Source organism: Streptomyces aquilus (assembly GCF_003955715.1).
GTDB classification, from domain to species: Bacteria; Actinomycetota; Actinomycetes; order Streptomycetales; family Streptomycetaceae; genus Streptomyces; species Streptomyces aquilus.
The window spans coordinates 9,733,910-9,750,453 of record NZ_CP034463.1; the positions used below are offsets into that span (position 1 = coordinate 9,733,910).

The window sequence follows — 16,544 nt, forward strand, 5'->3', positions numbered from 1 at the left end:
CCCCCGCGCTAACGTTTGCCATACGGCAATAATTCTCTGGTGGCTTGCCGTACGGTCGGCCGCAGGGGCGCTCGACAGGAAGAAGATCTACGTGGTGGAGCAGGACACGGCCCCCGAAGTGGCAGAGCAGCTCAGTGAGTTCCTCAAACGACGCCGTGAGCAGATCGCCCATCGATGGGCGGACGCCGCCCTGTTCAGCAACGTCTTCACCGTCTCCCGGGACGAGGCCGTCGAGGCGGGCCGGGCGGTGGCGGAGGCCCTGGCCGAGGTGGCCCGCTCCGGCCGGCTGGAGGACATCGAGGCCCCCGGCTTCGACATGGTCAGGGACCAGCTGGGCCGCATGACCAGTGCCCGCACCCAGTCCGGGTACACCCCCTCGCAGATCGCCCGCGAGGTGGCCGGACTGCGCGCCCCCGTCGCTGCGTTGCTGCGGGCCGAGTTCGACGATCCCGCCGACGAGGGCATGCATGCCTGCCTGGTGCAACTGACGGTCCTGATGGGCACGCTCCGTCTGGTGGTCATGGAGACGACGATCAACGCCGGCGAGGAACTGATCGCCCGGCAGCGCCAGCAGCTGCTGGAGGTGGCCACCCCGGTCATCGAACTGTGGGAAGGCGTCGTCGCCGTACCGCTGATCGGGACCCTGGACAGCTCGCGCAGCCAGATCGTCATGGAGAGCCTGCTGGAGGCGATCGTGGAGCGGCGGGCCCGGTACGCCATCCTCGACATCACCGGCGTGCCGACCGTCGACTCGCTCGTCGCCCAGCACCTGATGAAGACGGTCGCCGCGGCCCGGCTGATGGGCGCGGAGTGCATCGTCTCCGGTATCCGTCCCGCGATCGCGCAGACCATCGTCCACCTCGGCATCGATCTCGGCTCGATCCTCACCCGGGCCGGGCTCGCCGACGCCCTGGCGTACGCGCTCACCCAGCAGGGCATTGCCGTCTCCGCCCGCCCGACCGCCGGAGCGGATTCACGGTGACCGACTTCCCCGCCGTCCACCCGGAGCCCGTGCCGGTCCTGGCGTTGGGAGACATCCTCCTGGTCACCCTGCGGGGAGACCTGTACGACGGAGCGGCCGAACAACTCCAGTACGACATCACCCAGCGCATCGCGAACAGTCCGGTGCCGGTGGGCGGCGTCGTCATCGACCTGTCGGGTGTGGAGATCGTCGACTCCTTCCTCGGTCGCATCCTGGCCGAGATCGCCGCGAGCGCCCGTCTGCTGGCCACCCGGACGATCCTGGCCGGCATGCGCCCGGCCGTGGCCATCACGCTGGTGGAGCTGGGCCTCACCCTGCCCGGCCTGGACACGGCACTGGACATCGACAGGGCCCTGGCCCTGTTGGGCCGCGCTCCCTCCGTGGTCCGGCCCGCTACCGCGGAAGAGGGTGCGTGATGCATGCTCCCCTCACCCCGACGACACGACTGCCCATCGGGTCGGACGCCGACCTCGCCTGGCTGCGCCAGCATGTGCGGCAGTGCGCCGCAGACCTCGGCTTCGGCCTCGTCCAGCAGACGAAGCTGGTGACGGCGGCCAGTGAGCTGGCCCGCAACACCCTCGTCCACGGCGGCGGAGGGCATGTGGAGATCACGACGCCGGCGGACGGGGCGCGCCGCGGGCTGCGGCTGTCCTTCGTCGACAACGGCCCGGGCATCCGTGACGTCGATCTGGCCCTGACCGACGGCTACACCACCGGCGGAGGACTGGGCATGGGTCTGAGCGGTGCCAAGCGGCTCGTCCAGGATTTCGTCCTGGACACCCGTCCCGGCTTGGGCACCACCGTCACCATCACCGAATGGGTGTCCGGCTTTCCGGCGCCCCGCCCGGGGGTGCGGTGAGCAGGGTCTGGGACGTTCCCGTTCCCGAAACCACCCGGGTCCGCGACGTCCGCGTCGCGGCCGAGAGCGCCTGTGCCGCGGCCGGACTGGACGCCCGCTCCACGGCCGCCGCGGCGCTGGTGGCCACCGAACTCGCGACCAACCTCGTCAAACACGCCAGCGGCGGCCGCATCGTGATCAACCTGACCGGGCCCGCCGCCACCCTCGCCGATCCCGCGCACCGGGTGCAGATCACCTCGCTCGACCACGGGCCGGGCATCGCCGACGTCGCGGCGGCCCTGCGGGACGGCTACACCACCGTCGCCTCCTCGCTGGGCGCGGGCCTGGGAACCTGCCGCCGCCTGGCCGACGACTTCGACCTGCACAGCCGCCAGGGGCAGGGCACCATCGCCGTGGCGCGGATGGGCCCCGCCGCGGCGCGTGTGCCGTCCCGCCGACGACCGGCCCCCACGGGCGCCGGCACCCGGGCGGGCGGCATCAACGCCCCCCTCGGCCACGCCGAGTACTCCGGAGACGCCTTCGCCTGGGTGCGCTCCGGCTCCCACATCACCCTGATGCTCGCGGACGGGCTCGGCCACGGAGCGAAGGCCGCCGAGGCGTCCACCGCCGCCGTGGCGGAACTGCACCGGCGAGCCGACCTGCCGCCCGCCGAGATCCTGCGGCACCTGCACTCCGCCCTGCGCCGCACCCGCGGCGCGGCCGTCGGCATCGCCCAGCTCGACGAGGACACACAGCAGCTGTCGTTCGCCGGAGTGGGCAACATCGGCGCCCGGCTCCGGGGCGACGGCGAGTGGCGGCCCCTCGTCTCGCACCCCGGCATCGTCGGCGCCCACTTCCCTGCGACGGTCCCGCGCCACGCATCCGCGTGGCGGCCCGACAGCCTGCTCATCCTGCACAGCGACGGACTCCCCAGCCGCTGGATCCCCCCGCAGGACGCCGGCCTGCTCGGCCACGACCCCGCCGTGACGGCCGCCGTCGTCCTGCGTGACGGCAGCAGCGCCGCGCGACCGCTGCGCGACGACACCACTGTGGCCGTACTCGCGCCCGACCCGGACGGACGTCCATGACCGCGAACCCAGCCGTCTGGAAGATCGCCTCGGCCGCCGACGCGGCCGAGGCCCGGGCCGCTCTCGACCGCGTCGTCACCGCCGCCGAAGTGCCGCCGCTGGAACGGGCCCGCTTCCTCACCTCGCTCACGGCGCTGCTGCGCCGCTGCCTCGAACGGCACGGCCACTGGGAACTCCTGCCGCGTGTCGACCAGGTCACCGAGGAAGCGCCCGGACGGCTCGACGTCACCGTGCGGCCGGTCGGCTCGATGACACCGCACTCCGCGGACGAGCCCGCGCTGTCCTGCCCGCTGCCCCGACCGGCCGAGCCCACCCTCGACGCGGGCGCACCGCTCACGGCGGCCCTGCTGCACGCCGACGAGCACACCGCGGCCGTCCTGAACCTCCTCGACGAACAGGAAGGCCTGCTGCACCTGCACCGCGAGGAGCTGCACCAGACCAACCAGGGCGTCCTGGCCCTGCACGCCGACCTGGAAGCCGCTTCCCGGGCCCAGCGCGAGCTCCTCGAAGCCGAGCGGGCCGCCCGCGCCGAAGCCGAGCGGGCCCGGCGCCTGCTGACCTTCCTCACGGACGCCAGCGCCGCCATCACGGCGTCCCTCAATCCGGCCGCCATCCTGCGCAGCCTGGCCGATCTGCTCGTACCGGACTACGCGGCACACCTCGACGTCTGGCTCTTCGACGACGAGCAGGAGCACACCGACGACGACCGTCCACAGCCGGTACCGCACCACGCGGCGGCCGCGGTGACCGCCGCCCGCACCGGCCGGCCGCAGCACGCCGCCGCCCATCCCGGCGCGCTGCCCGGCGTGGACGACCTCCCGCCGTCCGCGCTGTCCCCGGACCGGCCGCTGCTGGCCATCCCGCTCACGGCCCGGCGCCTGCTGGGCGTCCTCACCCTCACCGCCCCCGGTCCCCGGTTCGACCCGGACACCAGCGTGATGCTGGTCGAACTCGCCCGCCGCGTGGGTGTCGCCCTGGACAACGCCCGCCGCTACGAGCAGTACCGCGACACCGCGGAGGCCCTCCAGCGCGCCCAGCTCACCCAACTGCCCACGGTGCCCGGTCTGCTGCTGGCCGCGCGCTACCTGCCCGCCACCCGGGGCCTGAACATCGGCGGGGACTGGTACGACGCCTTCCTTCAGCCCGACGGCAGCCTGCTGGCCGTCATAGGCGACGTCACCGGCCACGGACTGCACGCCGCCGTCGTCATGGGCCAGCTGCGCACCGCGCTGCGCGCCTACGCGGTGGAGACCGACAGCCCCGCGGAGATCCTCACCCGCCTGCACCGCATGCTGGGCCACCTGCAACCGGAGCTGTACGCCACCGCGATGATCGCCCGGTTCCGGCCGGGCGAACCGGAAGTCGTGTGGGCCTCGGCCGGACATCCCCCGGCGGTGGTGCGCGACGCGGACGGGTCGGTGCGGGTTCTGGAGACCCGGCCCGGCGTGATGCTGGGCATCCCCATGCCCTTCGTGTACACCGACCACCGCGCCGACCTGCCCGTCGGGTCCTCCCTCGTGCTGTACACCGACGGCCTGGTCGAGCGGCGGGCACTCGGCATCGACACGGGCATAGCACGCCTCGGCCGTGCCCTGGGCACCCTGAGCGGTCCGGAACTGGAGCAGGACCCGCAGGCCGCGGCGGACGCCCTGCTCAAGCCCCTCCTGCACGACTCCGAACGCGACGACGACATCTGCCTGCTGCTGTGCCACACCGTGCCACCGGCCGGGCAGTGAGGCGCGGATACGTGCCACCGGCCCTTCCCGCGTGAGCCTGCCGCGGACCGGGCCCTCGGGTAGCGTGAAGGCCACCAGGCGAGAGGGCGGATGCCGTGAATGCCCCTGAACCCCTTCCCTCCGTGGAGGCCCGGCTGCGTGCGGCTGCTCCGCACCGGTTGGTCGCCACCGCTCGCCGGGTCCTCGCCGAGCGGGTGGGAGCCCGGGACGTGACCCTGCTCCTCGCCGACTACGGCCTCTCCGTGCTTCAGCCGGTGTCCCAGCTGCCGGACACCGGCGCCCCGGTCTCCGCCCACGACGGCCCGCAGGGCAGGGCCTTCCGCGAACAGAGCCCGGTGATCGAAGTCGTCGACGCGCCCGCCGGTCATCAGGTGCATCTGCCGGTCACCGTACGAGGAGACCGCGTCGGTGTCCTGACCGTCCGGCTGCCGGCGGACGCCGCCACCCCGGACATCGTGCTGCAACTCGCCGACTTCGCGACGGGACTCGGCCACGAGGTCGCCACCGCCGGGCGTGACACCGACCTCTTCCTCCTGGCCCGCCGCACCCGCCGCCTCACCCTGGCGGCCGAGATGCAGTGGCAGCTGCTGCCGGGGCGCGGCTGCGCCCGCGAGGAGTTCACCCTCAGCGCCCACCTGGAACCCGCGTACGCCATCGGCGGCGACAACTTCGACTGGTCCGCGGACGCCGACCACCTGGTCCTCACCGTGACCGACGGCACCGGGCACGGCATCGAGGCATCGCTGCTGACCAGTCTCACGGTCGCCGCCCTGCGCAACGCCCGCCGCGCCGGCGTGTCGCTCGCCGACCAGGCGAGCCTGGCCGACCAAGCCGTGTACGCCCAGTACGGCGGGAAGAAGTACGCCTCCACCCTGCTGCTGGAGTTCGACCTGGCCACCGGCACGGTCCACGCGGTGGACGCGGGATCGCCCCAGCTGTTCCGCCAGCGCGCCGGGCACACCGAGCGGGTCGAACTGGAGGCACAGCTCCCGCTGGGGATGTTCGAGGAGAGCCTCTACGACGAGCAGACGCTCACCGTCGAGCCCGGCGACCGTCTTCTCGTGGTCAGCACCGGTGTGCACGCCACCCGCTCCGCCGCGGGCGATGTCTTCGGTGAGCGGGTGCTGCGCCAGGTCCTGGGCGCGACCCGTGCCGTCGAGCCGCACGAGGTGGCCCGCGCGGTCGTCGCCGGGCTGATCGAGCACCACGGCAGCAGCGAGCTGGCGGCCGACGCGGCTGTCGTCTGCCTGGACTGGCACGGCCGATCCGGCTGACCGGGCCGCGGGCGGGGCCTCAGGAGTCGGCGGTGCCGCCCCGTCGGCCTTCTTGTGCGGACAGGAAGGCGCGCATGCCCCGGATCAGCGCCTCACGTTCGGCCGGTTCCATCGCCGCGAGGACCACGGCGAGCGCATGCGACCTGTGCACGGCCACCTCGCCCAGTACCTGCCGGCCGTGACCGGTGAGGTGGAGCTGCACCTCGCGCCGCTTGTGCGGGTGCAGCACACGCTCCAGCAGACCGGCCGCCTCCAGCCGGTCGCACAGCCGGCTCGCGGTCGGCAGCCCTATCTCCATGCCCTCCGCCAGGGCGGTGAGGTTGAGCCCCGGACCCGACTCCAGAATGCGCAGGGCCCGCAGCTGGTGCGCCGACAGCCGCATGCTCGCCTCCTGCCCGGCCGTCGACCACAGGTGCGCCAGCCCGTCCACGGCATCGGACATCTCCCGTGCCAGGGAAAGAGCCTTCTCGCCCGGGCCGCCCGGCCGGTCGTACCCGAAGCCGCCGAGCCGACTCACGACCCCATAGCCTTCAGCAAGCGCGTGCGCATACGAACACCACCCTCATCCCAACGCGGTACCCGAAGCGTCGCCCGGCAAGCACCGCACCCGAGCCATCGTAGGGACGCCTGTCGGACGGGCGAACGGTCCCGCCCGGCAGTGCTCGTCGTACGGAACCTACGCACGACGCCGCCGCGCACCGCGCTGACCTGCCCGGACGCACCCGTCGGCGGGGCTTGGGAGCCGTGTCAGCCGCCGAGGCCCGGCCCGGGAGGGTCGAGCAGCGTGAGCCGTGCGGTGATCCGTTTGCCGACGGGCTCCCGATGCGCCTCGAAGCCGTCGGCGACCGCCATGACGATCTCCAGTCCGTGCTGCCCGACTCTGCCGACATCGGCCCCGCGCGCCGCCGGAAGAGCCGGCTCGGTGTCCCACACCGTGATCTCCAGCCAGTCTCCCGCGGCGCGCAGCTCCAGCATGACCGGCCCGGGCGCGTACTTCAGGGCGTTGGTGACCAGCTCGCTGACCACCAGCTGCGCCAGCTCCAGGGCGCGTGCCGACACCGGCAGACCGTGGTCGGACTGCGCCCGTGCCAGGAACTCGGCCGTCCTGGCCCTCGCGTCGGCGATGCAGCCGGCCGCCCCGTCCAGGGCCAGGGCCGTCTCGACCGGCGCTTCTTCCGGCATCCAGGAACACTCCTTGCGCGGGACAGGCTCCAGGACGGTGGTCTGCGGTACCCCGTTCATGAGCGCGCGCCTACCCATGATTTCCCGTCTCAGTCCTGGCGACACCTTCACGAACGAGTCCGCCGACAGGCATCGTGCACCCGGTGACGGGGCAGCGTTGGCAACGAAGGCGTGTCCCGGTCCGACCGAGCATGCAGAGGACGCGAGTGGCAGACAACCAGAAAGCAGCGGGTCACGGCCGTCTGTCCGTGACCAGGACCGACGCCGACGGCGTCACGGTGCTCAGCCTGGACGGCGAGGTGGACCACCACAGCGTGGGCGCGCTGAGCGGGGCCCTGCCGCCGGCGGACGTCAGCACCGCGCCCCGGGTCGTCGTCGATCTGACCCAGGTGGCGTTCATGGACTCCAGCGGGGTCAACGCCCTGATCGCCGCCCATCAGGCCACCGTGGCGGCGGGGGGCTGGCTCCGGCTCGTGGGCGTTCGGGGCGCGGTGCTGCGCACGGTGCAGCTGGTCGGGCTCGATCTCATCGTCACCTGTCACCCGAACCTCGACGAGGCGCTCGCGCCATGATGCGTTGTCCGCGGAGGCAAACCCCTTCGGGTGCCCGGATCAGGCTCGGTCATGCCGTTTTCGTGGCACGGGATGCGGGCACTCGGAAGTCTCCGGGCCGCCTTTGGTTGTCACGCGACAACTGAGTTAACCTTCACCGGATTTCTTCATCGTGCGCGTTGGTGAAGTGCGGAAATGCGGGCGGTGGCGGGGCCGGTCACGGCCCGGCGCGGTTCCGAGTCCTCGGCGCGAGGGCTCTTGGGGAGCGGAACGAGGGTGCGCATGACCGGCAAGACGATCGAGGACGTGGACCGGTCCCCGGGGGAGCCGGAGCTACGGCAACTCCTGGCGGGACTGACCGCCGTCCGTGACGGTGACTTCGGCACCCGGCTGCCGGGCGACGGCGAGGGCCTGCTCGGTGACATCGCCACCGTCTTCAACGGCATGGTGGACCAGCTGTCGCTGTTCACCTCCGAAGTCACGCGCGTGGCCCGCGAAGTGGGCACCGAGGGCACCCTGGGCGGCCAGGCCGAGGTGCCGGGCGTGTCGGGCACCTGGGCCGACCTGACCGACTCCGTCAACGCCATGGCGGGCAACCTCACCACCCAGGTGCGTGACATCGCCCAGGTGGCGACCGCGGTGGCCAAGGGAGATCTGTCGCAGAAGATCGACGTGCCCGCCCGGGGCGAGATCCTCCAGCTGAAGGAGACCGTCAACACGATGGTCGACCAGCTGTCGGCGTTCGCCGACGAGGTCACCCGGGTGGCGCGCGAGGTGGGCAGTGAGGGCCGGCTGGGCGGCCAGGCCCAGGTCCCCGGCGTCGGCGGTGTCTGGCGGGACCTGACCGACTCCGTGAACTTCATGGCCGGCAACCTCACCGCGCAGGTCCGCAATGTCGCCCAGGTGACGACCGCGGTGGCGCAGGGCGACCTGTCGCAGAAGATCACGGTGGATGCGCGCGGCGAGATCCTGGAGTTGAAGAACACCATCAACACGATGGTCGACCAGTTGTCGGCGTTCGCCGACGAGGTCACCCGCGTGGCGCGCGAGGTCGGCACCGAGGGCCGGCTGGGCGGCCAGGCCGACGTCAAGGGCGTCAAGGGCACCTGGCGGGACCTCACGGACTCCGTGAACTTCATGGGAGGCAACCTCACCGCGCAGGTCCGCAACGTCGCCCAGGTGGCCACCGCGGTGGCGCAGGGCGACCTGTCGCAGAAGATCACGGTGGATGCGCGCGGCGAGATCCTGGAGTTGAAGAACACCATCAACACGATGGTCGACCAGTTGTCGGCGTTCGCCGACGAGGTCACCCGGGTGGCCCGTGAGGTCGGCACCGAGGGCAATCTGGGCGGCCAGGCGATCGTCCGTGGTGTGTCGGGGACCTGGAAGGACCTGACGGACAACGTCAACGTGATGGCCTCGAACCTGACCGGCCAGGTCCGTTCCATCGCCCAGGTGGCCACCGCCGTCGCGCGCGGCGACCTGTCACAGAAGATCACCGTTGAGGCCAAGGGCGAGGTCGCCGCCCTGGCCGATGTCATCAACACGATGGTCGACACCCTGTCCGCGTTCGCCGACGAGGTCACCCGGGTGGCCCGCGAGGTCGGCACCGAGGGCCGGCTCGGGGGACAGGCGCATGTGCCGAACGTGGCCGGCACCTGGAAGGACCTGACGGACAACGTCAACTCCATGGCCAACAACCTCACCGGCCAGGTCCGCAACATCGCCCTGGTGACGACGGCCGTGGCCAACGGCGATCTGTCGAAGAAGATCGATGTCGACGCCCGCGGCGAGATCCTGGAGCTGAAGACCACCATCAACACGATGGTCGACCAGCTGTCGTCGTTCGCCGCCGAGGTCACCCGCGTCGCCCGTGAGGTGGGCAGTGAGGGCCGGCTGGGCGGTCAGGCCGAGGTGGAAGGCGTCGAGGGCACCTGGAAGCGGCTGACGGAGAACGTCAACGAGCTGGCCGGGAACCTCACCCGGCAGGTCCGGGCGATCGCCGAGGTCACCAGTGCCGTCGCCGAGGGCGACCTCACGCGCTCCATCACGGTGGAGGCCTCCGGCGAGGTCGCCGACCTCAAGGACAACATCAACTCCATGGTGGAGTCCCTGCGCGAGACCACCCGGGCCAACCAGGAGCAGGACTGGCTCAAGACCAACCTCGCCCGCATCTCCGGTCTGATGCAGGGCCACCGGGAACTGCCGGTCGTCGCCGAACTGATCATGGACGAGCTCACGCCCCTCGTCACCGCCCAGTACGGCGCCTTCTACCTGGCGGAGGACACCGACAGCGGACCCGAGCTGCGGCTGGTGGGGTCGTACGGCTGGCCCGACGACGTCGACCGGCCCGTACGCATCCCCGTGGGGCGCTCGCTGGTGGGGCAGGCCGCCCGCAGCCGGCGGGCCATCGCCGTCGACGATCTGCCGCCGGGCTACGTGACCATCTCCTCCGGCCTCGGGCAGGCCGTGCCCAGCGCCCTCGTGGTGCTGCCGATCGTGGTGGAGGAGCAGGTCCTCGGCGTCATCGAGCTGGCGTCCGTCATCCCCTTCACCCAGATCCACCAGGACTTCCTGACCCAGCTGATGCCCACCATCGGCGTCAATCTGAACACCATCGTGGCCAACGCCCGCACCGACGAGCTGCTGGACGAGTCCCAGCGGCTCACCGCCGAACTGCAGTCGCGGTCCGAGGAGTTGCAGACCCAGCAGGACGAACTGCAGCGCTCCAACGCCGAACTGGAGGAGAAGGCCTCCCTGCTGGCCTCGCAGAACCGGGACATCGAGGCCAAGAACCTGGAGATCGAGCAGGCACGCCAGGAACTGGAGACCCGCGCCCAGGAGCTGGCCCTGGCGTCCAAGTACAAGTCGGAGTTCCTGGCCAACATGAGCCACGAACTGCGCACCCCGCTCAACAGCCTGCTGATCCTGGCCCAGTTGCTCGCCCAGAACCCCTCACGCAACCTCACCCAGAAGCAGGTCGAGTACGCGGGCATCATCCACTCGGCCGGCTCCGACCTGCTACAGCTCATCAACGACATCCTCGATCTGTCGAAGGTCGAGGCCGGCAAGATGGACGTCGCCCCCGAACGCGTCCCGCTGCGCAAACTCCTGGAGTACGTCGAAGCGACGTTCCGCCCGATGACGACCCAGAAGAGCCTCGACTTCACGGTGGCCACCGCACCGGGCACCCCCGCCGACCTGCTCACCGACGACTCCCGGCTGCGCCAGATCCTGCGCAACCTGCTGTCGAACGCGGTCAAGTTCACCGAGCAGGGCAGCGTGGAACTGCGCATCGAACCCGCCGCCGACCGCGAGGTGCCCCTGGGCGTCCTGCGCGGCGGACCGATCGTCGCCTTCCGCGTCAAGGACACCGGCATCGGCATTCCCCCGCAGCAACTGGAGACGATCTTCGGCGCGTTCCAGCAGGCGGACGGAACCACCAGCCGCAAGTACGGTGGCACCGGCCTGGGACTGTCGATCACCCGGGAGATCGCGCACCTGCTCGGCGGGGCCGTCACCGTCGACAGCACCCCCGGACAGGGCAGCACCTTCACGCTCTACCTGCCCGTGGCCCGCGCCGACTTCGAGGACGTGCTCGGCAGCGCCCGGTCACCGGAACAGCTGGACGACGCCGCCTCCGCCGAGGCGCCGGCCGGTTCCCTGGTGGCGCCCGAACACCGCAGGCGTCGCCTGCTCGTGGTGGAGGAGCGGCTGCGCGGACTGCTCACGCTGGTCGCCGAACGCGCCGCCGCGGACATCGCGCACAACCCCGACGACGCGCGCGGAGCGGTCGACATCATCACCGCCGTCGGCGCCCAGGAGGCGGCCGCGGCGCTCGCCGCCGAGCCCTGCCACTGCGTCGTACTGGAACTCGGCATGCCCGACGAGGAGGGCGCACACCTGCTGGAAGCCATGCAGGGCGACTCGGCGCTGATCAGCGTGCCCGTGCTCGTCCACACCAGCCAGCGGGTCGACCTGGCGTGGGAGAAGTCCCTGCGCGCCCGCGCGGGCGGCCGTCCCCTGGTCTTCCTGTCCAGCCTGGACGAACTGCGCGAACAGATCACCCTGCACCTCTCCGCCGAGGAACCCGGTGACGTGCTGCCGCTCGTGCGCGCCGAGGAGCCCCAGCAGGCCCTGCCACCGGTGATGGACGACTCCTTCCTCGGCCGCACCGTCCTCGTCGTCGACGACGACGCGCGCAACCTCTTCGCCCTCAGCGGAGTGCTGGAACTGCACGGCTTCCAGGTCCTGCACGCCGACAACGGCCGCAAGGGCATCGAGATGCTGCTCGCCCACCCCGAGATCTCCCTGGTGCTGATGGACGTGATGATGCCGGAACTGGACGGCTACGCCGCCACCGCGGAGATCCGGCAGATGCCCCAGTACGCCGATCTGCCCATCATCGCCGTCACCGCGAAGGCCATGCCGGGCGATCAGGAGAAGAGCCTCGCCTCGGGCGCCAACGACTACGTCACCAAGCCCGTCGACGCCGACGACCTCATCGGCCGCGTCCGGCGCTGGCTGCCCGCATGAGGGAGGACCACGCCGTCGCAAGCCCCCGCGGGCCCTCCGCCCTCCCCGGACGTTCGAAGCGAGGAACAGCGTCATCGTGAGCCGACCCCAGCAGCCCCCCGACCCCGCGAGCGCCGGTACGGGCGAGCAGCCCGCCGACGTGCCCGCGACCGCCGGGGAGCCGGCCCTCGGGCGGGTGGCCGCCGCGCTGCCCGTCGCCCGCAGCGGACAGGACACCGTGACAGCCGTCGGCGACGACGGGGACGCGGCCGACCGGATCTCTCCCGTCGGACGGCTCGCGTCGACCGTGGAGCGCCTGCGGCGCGAGGTGCGCGCCGCCCAGGCGGAAGCGGACGGGCGGGCCCTGATCGAACTGGCCAAGGGCATCCTCGTCGAACGCCTGCAATGCGGCCCGGCACAGGCCGCCCGCCAACTGGCCGAACTCACCGAACAAGCCGGTGTGACACCACTGGAATTCGCCGTCGAGGTGATCAACCAGGCCTCGCGCGACCGGCTCTCCGAGGTGACGGCCGCCTTCCTCGCGGCCACGACGGGACAGCCCCAGGGGCCTGGCGCGGCGTCCCAGGGTTCCTCGGCCGTCGGACTGCGTTCCGCGGAGAGCGCCGCCCTGGCCGCCCAGGACGCGCAGACCGTCGCCGACTCCCTGCTGGCGCACGCGCTGACCCCGCTGGGCGCGGTCGCCGTGGCCATCTGGGCCCTGGGCGCCGACGGATCGCTCACCCTCGCGGGCAGCGCCGGGTTCTCCGGCGCGGAAGCGGGGCGCTGGCGGCACGTACCGCCGGGCGTGACCACCGTGGCGCGCCGTGGCCTGACCGCCCGCACCGGTCAGTGGATCGGCTCCCTCTCCGACACCGCTCTGCCCTCCGTCGGCCAGCACCAGTTCCCGCACGGCGGCCGCGTCGCCATGCCCGCCGCCGCAGCGGGCCGCATCCACGGAGTCCTGGAGATCGTCTGGCCGGCCCCGCTGGAGCCCCAGCCGCCGCAGATCGCCCGTCAGATCGAGGCGCTGGCGGAGCTGTGCGCGCACACCCTGGAGACGTACGCCCTCCACCGGCCCGACGGCAGCCCTCGCATCCTGCCCGACGCCGCCGAGCTGACGGACCTGGCCGACGGACTGCACGACCCCGCTCTGGTCCTCGTCCCGCACGTCGACGCGGGAGGCGAACTCGTCGACTTCCGGATCCACCACGTCAACGCCCGCTTCCAGGACCCCGCGGGCCGGCCGCGGGGCGTCGTCAACGGAGCGCTGCTGCTGGAGGCGTACCCGATGGCCGCGGGCGACGGCGGACTGTTCGAGCAGGTCGAACGCGTGCACGCCACGGGAGAGCCGTTCCGCGCCCAGCGCATGCGGCTCACCGCGCTGGTCGGCGATGTGCCGCTGGCCGCGGTCGCCGACATCAGCGTCAGCCGCCACGGCGGCAGCGTGCTGCTCATCTGGCGCATAGAGGACGAGACGGCGCGCCTGGCCCACCTGCTCCAGCACGCCCAACGCCTGGGCCGCATCGGCGGTTTCGAGGAGAACCTCCTGACCGGCGAGATCACCTGGAACGGCCAGCTCTACCATCTCTACGGCCAGCCGACCTCCCTGGGCCCGGTCCCGCTGGAGGACCTGCCGGCGCACGCCCACCCCGACGACGCGGTCGCCATCGGCCGCTTCCTGCGCACCCTGCTGTACCACCACCGGCCGGCCGCCACGGCCTTCCGTCTGCAACGCCCCGACGGGGTCACCCGGCATCTGCGCGTGGCCGCCGAACCGGTGCTCGACTCCGACGGCCGGCTGAACCTCGTCAGGGGCGCCTACCAGGACATCTCGGCCCACCACTGGACTGAGGTGGCGCTCGCCGCCACCCGCGACCAACTCGCCCACACCGAGCAGCAGGCCAGTGAACGCCACCGGCTGACGCTCCAGTTGCAGCACGCCATCATGCCGCCGGCGCAGGCCCCTCTGGAGGCGCCCGGACTGCGGGTCGCGGTGCGCTACCGACCGGCCGAGACCGAGCAGTTGGTCGGCGGCGACTGGTACGACGCCGTCGTCCTGCCCGCCGGGCTGGTCCTGCTGTGCGTGGGGGACGTGGCCGGACACGGAATCGAGGCCGCCACCAGCATGGTCGTGCTGCGCAACGCGCTCCGTGGCCTCGCCGTCACCGGCGCCGGACCGGGCCAACTGCTGTCCTGGCTGAACATGGTGGCCCACCATCTGACCGGGGCCGTCACCGCCACAGCGGTCTGCGGTCTGTACGACCCCGAGCGCCGCAGCCTGCGGTGGGCCCGGGCGGGCCATCTGCCGCCGGTCCTGGTGCGCGGCACCGAGGCGAGTCCGCTGCCGCTGGTCAAGGGGATGCTGCTGGGTGCCGTACCGGAGGCGGTGTACGAGGAGCAGGAGATGCAACTGGCCGTCGACGACACCCTGCTGATGTACACGGACGGTCTGATCGAACGACGCGACCGTTCCGTGGAGGAGTCGCTGACCCACTTGCTGACCACGGCGCGCACGCTTCAGCCCGTGCTCGAACAGCAGTTGGACCGCCTGCTCACCCACAGCAGGTCGGACACGGACGACGACACCTGTGTCGTCGGCATCCGGGTGACCTAGACAACGTCGGGCACGGTCACCACGGGAAGGGTCGGCTGACACCGCGGAACGTCAGCTTGCGCTCACTGGCATCCGACCCGGTGCTCCTCCCGGAGCGGTGCCCCGCCCGCAGCATCAGTGGTGAGATGACAGCGCGCTGTCAATTCCTCGAGAAGGTCCCGATGAAGCTTCTCCTCACCGATTCCGGTATCAAGAACGCGAGCATCCTGGCCGCGCTGGTCGACCTCCTGGGCAAGCCGATCGCCGAGTCCAGCGCTCTCTGCATTCCCACGGCGGGATATGGGGGTCCGTACGCCGACCCAGGCGGGCCCTGGCGGTTCATCAGCGGAAGGTCGCCCAGCCCCATGACCGAGCTGGGGTGGAAGTCGGTGGGCGTCCTGGAGCTCACCGCGCTGCCCAGCGTCGACGAAGCGCTCTGGGTCTCCTGGGTCCAGGAGGCCGACGTGTTGTTGGTCAACGGGGGCGACCCGCTGTACCTGAGCCACTGGATGCGGGAATCCGGGCTGGCTGACCTCCTGCCGTCACTGCCCGACACGGTCTACGTCGGGCTCAGCGCCGGGAGCATGGTGATGACTCCCCGCGTCGGGGCGGACTTCGTGGGCTGGAAGCCGCCCGGCGGCGGGGACAGCACGCTGGGCGTGGTCGATTTTTCGATCTTCCCGCACCTGGGTCATCCGGCTTGTCCGGAAAACACCATGGCCGCGGCAGAGCGATGGGCAGCCGCGATCGCGAGTCCGGCGTACGCGATGGACGAGCAGACCGCCATCAAGGTGACCGACGGCACGATCGAAGTGGTCTCCGAAGGGCAGTGGAAGTTGTTCAACCCGGCCTCATGAACCGTGCGGCGTCGATGTCAGTGGAATCAGGCACACTGCGTCGTATGCACTCGGTGACCGCGCACGACTATGCCTGGATCCGTACTTCGCCGCTCTTCCGCCACATGAGGGAGAGCGGATACACCCTGACCCTGATACGGGGGCGGACGCCGGGGGAGGTGCTGCGCGCGATGGAGGCGGAACCCCGCGGCACCGGCGAGGGATCGACCGGGCTCATCGAGGCCAACGACGCTCACCGCGCCGAGGTGGACTACGACTACTGGGACGAGTCCTACGTCGCGGGCGCCTTCGGCGTTCCGGGCGAGAACGGCGACTGGACACTCGTCCTCGGCTTCGACGGTGGCCTGGGGATCGCGACGCCGTGCGTCGAGAGGCTGTCCAAGGGCGGCCGGGTCGTGGCGCACTCGACCAACGGCGGCAAGCCCATCCACCTCTTCCACTGGTTCGAGGACGGTGAGCTCCGTACGACGTTCGAGAACCCCTCGTCGCGCGACGGCAGCACTCCCGATGAACTCATCCCCCTGCTGCGGGAAGTCGGCTTCCCTCTGACCTGTGAGGGAGAGGACGACGAGAGCGCCCCGGACGTCGACCGGAAGGCGGCGGTCCTTGCTCTGACCGAGAGACTCACCGGCATATGCGTGACGGAGTCGCTCCTCCGGGACGCTCCATACGAGTTGGGGCTCGTCCCCGAACAGCCCGAGGAGCCGTGGACCGGCGTCGTCATCGACATCACCGACGCCCACGGGGAGCGCCTGCACAGGGAATGGACCTACGAGGAGATCGCGACGGCGACGGACCGCGCACGGTCGGAGGCAGAGGCGCCGGTTCTCATCACCTACGACGAGCCGTCGGCCATGGATCGTTCGGAGCACGACACAGACGAATAGTGGGGGAGCGCTTTCCGTATGAGTAGCCTCGTCGCCTTCGG

The 16,544-nt window shown here is 71.5% G+C and carries 13 protein-coding genes; 11 read left to right on the plus strand and 2 right to left on the minus strand.

Features of this window, described 5'->3' with window-relative positions:
• Positions 1–85 precede the first annotated feature (85 nt).
• The 6 genes from EJC51_RS44520 to EJC51_RS44545 all read left to right on the plus strand — a co-directional run bounded on the left by EJC51_RS44520 (position 86) and on the right by EJC51_RS44545 (position 5,918).
• On the plus strand, positions 86–982 hold the full coding sequence (locus EJC51_RS44520) for an STAS domain-containing protein (protein WP_126277398.1): 897 nt from the start codon (positions 86–88) through the stop codon (positions 980–982).
• Positions 979–1,398, plus strand: a complete 420-nt coding sequence (locus EJC51_RS44525; protein WP_126276330.1) for an STAS domain-containing protein — start codon at positions 979–981, stop codon at positions 1,396–1,398. The genes EJC51_RS44520 and EJC51_RS44525 overlap by 4 nt, the downstream gene beginning before the upstream one ends.
• Positions 1,398–1,841 (plus strand): ATP-binding protein, encoded by a 444-nt coding sequence (locus EJC51_RS44530; RefSeq protein WP_126277399.1) that lies wholly within the window; start codon positions 1,398–1,400, stop codon positions 1,839–1,841. The genes EJC51_RS44525 and EJC51_RS44530 overlap by 1 nt, the downstream gene beginning before the upstream one ends.
• A complete protein-coding gene (locus tag EJC51_RS44535) occupies positions 1,799–2,908 on the plus strand; it encodes an ATP-binding SpoIIE family protein phosphatase (protein ID WP_244363197.1) in 1,110 nt (369 codons plus the stop codon). Before EJC51_RS44530 ends, EJC51_RS44535 begins: the two co-directional genes overlap by 43 nt.
• Positions 2,905–4,644 (plus strand): PP2C family protein-serine/threonine phosphatase, encoded by a 1,740-nt coding sequence (locus EJC51_RS44540; protein WP_126276331.1) that lies wholly within the window; start codon positions 2,905–2,907, stop codon positions 4,642–4,644. Before EJC51_RS44535 ends, EJC51_RS44540 begins: the two co-directional genes overlap by 4 nt.
• A gap of 95 nt (positions 4,645–4,739) precedes the next feature.
• Complete coding sequence (locus tag EJC51_RS44545; RefSeq protein WP_126276332.1) at positions 4,740–5,918, plus strand: PP2C family protein-serine/threonine phosphatase; 1,179 nt, start codon at positions 4,740–4,742, stop codon at positions 5,916–5,918.
• A 19-nt stretch (positions 5,919–5,937) separates the two neighbouring features.
• On the opposite strand, the gene EJC51_RS44550 is transcribed toward EJC51_RS44545, so the two are convergent.
• On the minus strand, positions 5,938–6,435 hold the full coding sequence (locus EJC51_RS44550) for a MarR family winged helix-turn-helix transcriptional regulator (RefSeq protein WP_126276333.1): 498 nt from the start codon (positions 6,433–6,435) through the stop codon (positions 5,938–5,940).
• A gap of 230 nt (positions 6,436–6,665) precedes the next feature.
• The gene (locus EJC51_RS44555) at positions 6,666–7,160 is read right to left on the minus strand and encodes an ATP-binding protein (RefSeq protein ID WP_425276828.1); all 495 of its coding nucleotides are present in this window, start codon (positions 7,158–7,160) and stop codon (positions 6,666–6,668) included.
• Between the two features lie 188 nt (positions 7,161–7,348).
• On the opposite strand from EJC51_RS44555, the gene EJC51_RS44560 reads away from it, so the two are divergent.
• The 5 genes from EJC51_RS44560 (at position 7,349) to EJC51_RS44580 (ending at position 16,503) form a co-directional block, all read left to right on the plus strand.
• Positions 7,349–7,672 (plus strand): STAS domain-containing protein, encoded by a 324-nt coding sequence (locus EJC51_RS44560; protein WP_244363199.1) that lies wholly within the window; start codon positions 7,349–7,351, stop codon positions 7,670–7,672.
• 261 nt (positions 7,673–7,933) lie between these two features.
• The gene (locus tag EJC51_RS44565; RefSeq protein ID WP_126276335.1) at positions 7,934–12,187 is read left to right on the plus strand and encodes a HAMP domain-containing protein; all 4,254 of its coding nucleotides are present in this window, start codon (positions 7,934–7,936) and stop codon (positions 12,185–12,187) included.
• 217 nt (positions 12,188–12,404) lie between these two features.
• The gene (locus EJC51_RS44570; RefSeq protein WP_244363537.1) at positions 12,405–14,780 is read left to right on the plus strand and encodes a SpoIIE family protein phosphatase; all 2,376 of its coding nucleotides are present in this window, start codon (positions 12,405–12,407) and stop codon (positions 14,778–14,780) included.
• Between the two features lie 161 nt (positions 14,781–14,941).
• Entirely contained in the window at positions 14,942–15,616 is a 675-nt protein-coding gene (locus tag EJC51_RS44575) for a Type 1 glutamine amidotransferase-like domain-containing protein (protein WP_126276337.1), read from the plus strand.
• 44 nt (positions 15,617–15,660) lie between these two features.
• On the plus strand, positions 15,661–16,503 hold the full coding sequence (locus tag EJC51_RS44580) for a DUF6461 domain-containing protein (protein ID WP_126276338.1): 843 nt from the start codon (positions 15,661–15,663) through the stop codon (positions 16,501–16,503).
• The last annotated feature ends 41 nt before the right edge of the window (positions 16,504–16,544 follow it).

What these genes read in the sequence shown, in the direction of transcription:
- EJC51_RS44530 (WP_126277399.1), top strand. Translation starts at nt 1,398, where the DNA reads ATGCATGCTCCCCTCACCCCGACGACACGACTGCCCATCGGGTCGGAC.
- EJC51_RS44535 (WP_244363197.1), top strand. Translation starts at nt 1,799, where the DNA reads ATGGGTGTCCGGCTTTCCGGCGCCCCGCCCGGGGGTGCGGTGAGCAGG.
- EJC51_RS44540 (WP_126276331.1), top strand. Translation starts at nt 2,905, where the DNA reads ATGACCGCGAACCCAGCCGTCTGGAAGATCGCCTCGGCCGCCGACGCG.
- EJC51_RS44555 (WP_425276828.1), bottom strand. Translation starts at nt 7,160, where the DNA reads ATGAACGGGGTACCGCAGACCACCGTCCTGGAGCCTGTCCCGCGCAAG.
- EJC51_RS44565 (WP_126276335.1), top strand. Translation starts at nt 7,934, where the DNA reads ATGACCGGCAAGACGATCGAGGACGTGGACCGGTCCCCGGGGGAGCCG.
- EJC51_RS44575 (WP_126276337.1), top strand. Translation starts at nt 14,942, where the DNA reads ATGAAGCTTCTCCTCACCGATTCCGGTATCAAGAACGCGAGCATCCTG.
- EJC51_RS44580 (WP_126276338.1), top strand. Translation starts at nt 15,661, where the DNA reads ATGCACTCGGTGACCGCGCACGACTATGCCTGGATCCGTACTTCGCCG.